Source organism: Amycolatopsis sp. (genome assembly GCF_036008905.1).
Taxonomy (GTDB): Bacteria; Actinomycetota; Actinomycetes; order Mycobacteriales; family Pseudonocardiaceae; genus Amycolatopsis.
Window position 1 is genome coordinate 49,043 of the sequence record NZ_DASYMU010000117.1, and the last position, 6,263, is coordinate 55,305.

A 6,263-nucleotide genomic window follows, 5' to 3' on the forward strand; every position below is an offset into this window, starting at 1 on the left:
GTGTGCTTTATGCACGTAATCACTCGTCGCGACCGAGCCTTCGCCGCCGTCCTCCTCGGCATGGCGATGGCGCAACTCGACGGAACCGTGGTCGTCGCCGCCCTGCCGACCCTGGCGCGCGAGCTGGACGCGGGCGCGGCCGTCGTCGGCGTGAGCGCCGCCTACCTGCTCACGGTCACCATCGCCACGCCGATCCTCGCCCGCCTCGGCGATCTCCATGGCCGTCGTGTGGTCACTCTCGGCTCGATCGCCGTGTTCGCCGCGGGTTCGGCGGCCTGCGCGGTGGCGCCCGGGATCGAAGCGCTGATCGCGGCGCGGGCGGTGCACGGCGTCGGCGGCAGTGGGCTGATCGTCGGCGCGATCGCGGCGCTGGGTGAGCTGTTCGACAAGGCCGAGCTGATCCGGCGTCAGGGCTGGCAGACGGCGTTGTTCGCGGTGTCGGCGCTCGGCGGCCCGCCGGTGGGCGGCCTGCTCACCGGCGGCCCGGGCTGGCGGTGGATCTTTCTGCTCAACCTGCCGCTCTGTGTGTTGGCCTTCGTGCTGGGCGCGCGCGGTCTGCCCGGCCGCGTCGCGGACCGGCCACCGCGGAGCTTCGACGTCCGAGGTTCGCTGCTTGTGGCTGTCGCGGGGACGGCGGTGGTCGCGCTGGGCAGCGTCGAAGGTCTCGCCCGGAGTCCACTGTGGACTCCGCTGCTACTGGGGACGGCCGTGCTTGCCGGAGCCGGTTTTGTTGTGGTGCAACGAAGATCCGCGAATCCGCTGATTCCGCCGAAGGTGTTCGCCGACCCGGTCGTCGCGCGTTCGGTACTGGTGACCGCGCTTTGCGGCCTCGCGCTGTTCGGCACGTTCACCTATGTCTCGCTCGTCATCGCGGCGGGTTCCGACGGCGATCCAGCCCGGACCGGGCTGCTGCTCACCGCGATGACCGCCGGTCAGCTGGCCGTGTCGGTTTCGTTCGCGGTGCTGGCCAGGCGCTGGCCGCGGATGGTGCCGTGGGGCCGTCTCGGCTGCGCGCTCGGCGTGGTCGGACTCGCGCTGCTCGCGGTGTCGCCGCACGTCAGCGGCCTGGCGACGCTGATTCCCGGCCTCGCGCTGATCGGCGCGTCGTTCGGGCTGTGCGCGTCGGCGTACACGCTGCTCGGGCAGTCCAGGGCCGCGATCGACGTCATGGGCGCGACGATGGGGGCGTTCTCGTTCGCCCGGCAAGCCGGTGGCGTGCTCGGTGTCGCGGTGTTCGGCTGGCTCGCCGTCCTCGTCACCGGTTCACTCGGGAAAGCCGGCCTCACCGTGGTTTTCGCCGCTGCCGCGTTCGTGATGCTCGCCGCGTTGTGCGTGTCACCGCGTTCGGCCGGCGAAGCTGTCACGTCCTCGTCGCCGGTCTCGTCTGCTTCTTGACCGACCGAACAGGGGAGACGACATGCCTCGTATCACCGCCGTCCCGGCGACCGAAGCCGGACCGTTCCTGAAGCTCTTCTACCGCGTCGCGCGCAAGCGGTTCGGCGCCGTGCCCGAGCCGATGGCGATCGCCGCGCACCACGGCAAACTGCTGCGCGCGAGCGTGATCCATGAGCTGCTGGTCGAAAAGGCGGCTGCCACGCTGCCGGTCAGCGTGCGCGAACTCGCCGTGTACCGCACCGCGACCCAGCTCGGCTGCTCGTGGTGCGTCGACTTCGGCACCATGCTGCAGCGGCTCGACGGGCTCGACATCGAGCGGCTCAAGAAGATCGACGACTACGCCAGTTCGCCGGCCTACACCGAGCAGGAGCGCCTCGCGATCGCGTACGCCGACGCCATGACCGCGACTCCGACGTCCGTGACCGACGAGCAAACAGCTGAACTGGAACGGGAATTCGGCCGCAAAGGCCTGCTCGAGCTGACCTACCTCATCGCGCTCGAGAACCAGCGGGGCCGGATGAACAGCGCCCTGGGCATCACCGACCAGGGCTTCACCTCCGGCGACGCCTGCCGCGTGCCTATGCCGTAGGTACGCGGGTCAGCTTGTCCGGGTTGGCCAGGTCGTAGATCGCCACGATCTTGCCGTCCCGGATGTCGATGGCGTCCAGGTGCGCGTCCAGCGCGCGGAAGCCGGCGGTGGCGGGCTTCGCCGGTAGGTAGAAGCCGAGGTCGCCGTTGATCATCAGCGCGCGCGCCGCGGCGATCGCTTCGGGCTCGTACAGGGTGACCAGGCCGCTGAAGAACCGCATGATCTTCTCCGCGCCGACCATGATCCGGCGGGTGGTGCGGGCCTTGCCGTTCGAGTCGCCGATCAGGACGACGTCCGGGTGCAGCACCTCGGCCACGGCCTGGACGTTCCCGGTCAGGAGAGCCGCCATGAATTTTTCGAGCACGGCTTGCTGCTCCGCGAGCGGGACACGGGGCGGCGGATCGGCGTCGGCGAGCGCACGGCGTCCGCGCGAACCGTGCTGGCGCGCGGCTTCCGGACTGCAGCCGAGGATCCCGGCGATCTCGCCGAACGGCACGGAGAACGCGTCGTGCAGGACGAACGCGACGCGCTGCTCCGGGCTGAGCTTGTCGAGCACCACCATCGCGGCCATCCGGATGCCGTCGTCGCGCACGACGGCCTCGAGCGGATCCTCGCCGATAGGAGTACCCAAAGGTGTGACGATCGGCTCGGGCAGCCACTCGCCGACGTACTGCTCGCGGCGGACCGTGGCCGAGCGCAGATGATCGAGGCAGATCCGGCTGACGACCGTGGTCAGCCAGGCCCGCAGGTCCAGGATCTCGGCCCGCTGCGCCGCGCGAAGGCTGGTGACGCGGAACCAGGACTCCTGGACGGCGTCCTCCGCGTCGCTCACGGTGCCGGTGAGCCGGTAGGCGACGGCGACCAGATGCGAGCGGTACAAGGCGAACTCGTCGGCCAGGACGTCGAACTCCGAGGGCACTCTGCTCATTCACCGAGTGTGCCGCACGGCGCCGGGTGAGCCGGAACTAGAGTGGTCATCGTGGCAGGACGGATTCGGGACAGCGATATCGCCGAGGTGCGTGAGCGCAACCGGATCGACGAGGTCGTGGGCGATTACGTCGCCTTGCGGCGCGCGGGCGGGGGGAGCCTGAAAGGGCTGTGCCCCTTCCACGACGAGAAGACCCCGTCGTTCAACGTGCGCCCCACGCACGGCACTTTCCACTGCTTCGGCTGTGGCGAGGGCGGCGACGTCATCAAGTTCATCCAGTCGATCGAGCATATTTCGTTCGTCGAATCGGTGGAGCGGCTCGCGGACCGGGCGGGCCTCCAGCTCACCTACGAAGGTGGCGGCGGCAGCGTCCAGCGCGACCGCGGCACCCGCGCGCGCATGGTCGAGGCGCACAAGGCGGCCCAGGCGTTCTACGCCGAGCAGCTCGCGACCCCGGACGCGCAGGCGGCCCGTGACTTTCTCAATCAGCGCGGGTTCGACGCGGCGGCGGCGAAGACGTTCGGCTGCGGGTTCGCCCCCGGCGGCTGGGACAAGCTGACGAAACACCTGCTCAACAAGGGTTTCGAGGTCAAGGAACTGGTCACGGCCGGGCTCGCCAAGGAAGGCCAGCGCGGCCCGATCGACAGGTTCCATCGGCGGCTGGTGTGGCCCATCCGCGACGTCGGCAACGAGGTCGTCGGGTTCGGCGCGCGCCGGTTGTTCGACGACGACCGGATCGAAGCGAAGTACCTGAACACCAGCGAAAGCCCGATCTACAAGAAGTCGCAGGTGCTGTTCGGGCTGGACATGGCGAAACGCGAGATCTCGAAGCGCCACCAGGTGGTGGTCGTCGAGGGCTACACCGACGTGATGGCCATGCACCTCGCGGGCGTGCCGACGGCCGTCGCGTCGTCGGGAACGGCGTTCGGCGACGACCATATGCAGGTGCTGCGACGGCTGCTGATGGACGACGACGCCTTCCGCGGGGAGATCATCTTCACCTTCGACGGGGACGCGGCCGGGCAGAAGGCGGCGCTCAAGGCGTTCGAAGGCGACCAGACCTTCGCGGGCCAGACCTACATCGCCGTCGCGCCCGACGGTATGGACCCGTGCGACCTGCGACTCGCCAAGGGCGACGCCGCGGTGCGGGACCTGGTCGCCCGGCGGATCCCGCTCTTCGAGTTCGCGATCAAGTCCATGCTGGCTGGTTTCGACCTGGACTCCGTCGACGGGCAGGTCGCGGCGCTGCAGAAGACCGTGCCGGTGGTCGCCCAGATCCGCGACAGGGCCAGCCGGGACGGCTACGCGACGAAGCTTTCGTGGTGGGTCGGCTGGCAGGACGTCGCGATGGTCGTCAGCCAGGTGCGGGGGAGCAAGGGCGTCAAGCCGTCGTCCAAGCAGCCGCTGCGGCGCCCGGCCGAGCCCCAGCAGAGCGGTGCCACGCCGGCCACGCCCGACATCCCGGTGCCCAAGCGTGACGACCCGCGGCTCACCGCGCAGCGTGAGGCCCTGAAGGCCGCGTTGCAGGAACCGGCCATCGCCGGGCCCGAGTACGACGCGCTGCCCGAGGACGCGTTCACCCATCCGGCTTACGCCGCGGTGCACAAGGCGATCCTCGCGGCCGGCGGCGCCGCGTCCGGGCTCACCGGCCCGGCCCTGATCGACGCCGCCACCCCGCACTGTCCACAGGGGACGGTCCGGCGGGTGCTCAGCGAACTGGCCGTCGAATCACTGCGCTCCAAGGGCGACGTGGACTCCCGCTACATCGGCGGGGTGCTCGCCGCGGTGCAGGAGAACCTCGTCGGCAGGCAGATCAACGAGATCAAGTCGAAGCTGCAGCGGTCTTCGCCGGTCGAAGCGCCCGAGGAGTACCGGGCGCTGTTCGGTGACCTCATCGCGCTCGAGCAGTACCGGAAGGCGCTGCGCGAGCAGGCAATCGGCGGAATGGACTGACGATGGGCTGGCTCCGGTATCTCTTCGGCGACAGGCTCCCGGAAGGCTTTCCCGGCACTCTCGACCGCGGGGAAGACGTCCTCGGCGTCGCGACGGTGTCCGGTGGCGGGCATCTGATCGTCACCCAGCTGGGGCTCTGGATCCCGGCGCCCGACGGTGCGCGCCGCGTCGGCTGGCACCTGGTCGCCAAGGCGGCCTGGGCCGACAGCGTGTTCACCCTGACCGAGGCCGAGGAGACCCGCAAAGCCGGTGAGGCCGTGCTCCTGGCCGATCTCGCGCCCGTGAGGTTCACCCTCGACGAGCCGGCGAGGGTGCCGCACCTCGTGCGCCAGCGCGTCGACGGCTCGATCCGCTCGCGCTACCGCAAGGAGCTCACGCCCGGCGGCGCGTGGTTCGTGTGGCGGAAGGTCCCCGGCACCGATACCACGGTGCTGCAAGTGCGCCCCGACCCTGGCACCGACCTGGACGTCGTCGCGGCGATCGCGAGCGAAGCGTCGACGAAGATGGCGAACCCCGAGCTGTAGCAGTACGCTCGTACTGTATCTAGCAGTATGGACGTACTGGGAGGCTCATATGTGGGACCCGGCCAAGTACCTCGATTTCGGCGACCTTCGTGGCCGCCCCTTTTATGACCTGCTCGGACGCGTCCCCGCGACCGACCCGCGCCGCGTCGTAGACCTGGGCTGCGGCCCAGGCAACCTGACGGTGAGTTTGGCGGAACGCTGGCCGGACGCCACGCTTGAAGCCAGCGACAGCTCCCCGGAAATGGTCGCAGCCGCCCGCTCCAGGGGTATCGACGCGCAGGTCGTCGACGTCCGCGACTGGAAACCGGCGCCGGACACCGACGTCCTGCTGAGCAACGCCGTCCTGCAATGGGTGCCCGGCCACCAGGCCCTGCTCGAACGCTGGGTCACCGAGTTGCCGTCCGGCGCCTGGCTGGCCGTGCAGGTGCCAGGCAACTTCAACGCCCCCTCGCACTCGCTCGTCCGCGAGCTCGCGGCCACCCCAGAATGGGCTCCCCAGTTGGCCGACGTCGTCTTCCGCGAGGACGGCACCGTCAGTGAACCGGCGGAGTACGCGGAACTCCTCGCCTCCGCCGGCTGCGCTGTCGATGCCTGGGAAACCACCTACGTGCAACGCCTGACCGGGCAGGACGCGGTGCTGGAATGGATCACCGGCACCGCACTACGCCCCGTCAAGGCCGCTCTGGACGCCGACGACTGGACCCGCTTCCGCCGTCAACTCGCCCCGATCCTCGACACCGCGTACCCCTCGCGCTCCGACGGCACGACCTGGTTCACCTTCCGCCGGATCTTCTTCACCGCCCAGATCCCCTAGATGATTGATTCCGTGAAGTTGGTGTTAGTGGTCGAGTGCGATCAGTGACCTTTTGCTGGT

At 69.6% G+C, this 6,263-nt stretch carries 6 protein-coding genes; 5 read left to right on the forward strand and 1 reads right to left on the reverse strand.

The window, feature by feature from the left end:
* Window positions 1-9 precede the first annotated feature (9 nt).
* The gene (locus tag VGP60_RS21470; RefSeq protein ID WP_327549834.1) at window positions 10-1,395 is read left to right on the forward strand and encodes an MFS transporter; all 1,386 of its coding nucleotides are present in this window, start codon (window positions 10-12) and stop codon (window positions 1,393-1,395) included.
* 22 nt (window positions 1,396-1,417) lie between these two features.
* A complete protein-coding gene (locus VGP60_RS21475) occupies window positions 1,418-1,984 on the forward strand; it encodes a carboxymuconolactone decarboxylase family protein (RefSeq protein ID WP_327549835.1) in 567 nt (188 codons plus the stop codon).
* Here the strand turns inward: VGP60_RS21475 and VGP60_RS21480 are convergent.
* Window positions 1,974-2,912, reverse strand: a complete 939-nt coding sequence (locus tag VGP60_RS21480) for a sigma-70 family RNA polymerase sigma factor (RefSeq protein WP_327549836.1) — start codon at window positions 2,910-2,912, stop codon at window positions 1,974-1,976. The genes VGP60_RS21475 and VGP60_RS21480 overlap by 11 nt on opposite strands.
* Window positions 2,913-2,963: 51 nt before the next feature.
* Here VGP60_RS21480 and dnaG point away from each other — a divergent pair, with 51 nt between their 5' ends.
* The 3 genes from dnaG to VGP60_RS21495 are packed head-to-tail and all read left to right on the forward strand — an operon-like array spanning window position 2,964 to window position 6,203.
* Entirely contained in the window at window positions 2,964-4,865 is a 1,902-nt protein-coding gene (gene dnaG, locus VGP60_RS21485) for a DNA primase (RefSeq protein WP_327549837.1), read from the forward strand.
* A gap of 2 nt (window positions 4,866-4,867) precedes the next feature.
* Window positions 4,868-5,389: a hypothetical protein gene (locus VGP60_RS21490; RefSeq protein WP_327549838.1), complete on the forward strand. Its 522-nt coding sequence runs from the start codon at window positions 4,868-4,870 to the stop codon at window positions 5,387-5,389.
* 49 nt (window positions 5,390-5,438) lie between these two features.
* On the forward strand, window positions 5,439-6,203 hold the full coding sequence (locus tag VGP60_RS21495) for a trans-aconitate 2-methyltransferase (protein WP_327549839.1): 765 nt from the start codon (window positions 5,439-5,441) through the stop codon (window positions 6,201-6,203).
* Window positions 6,204-6,263: the final 60 nt, after the last annotated feature.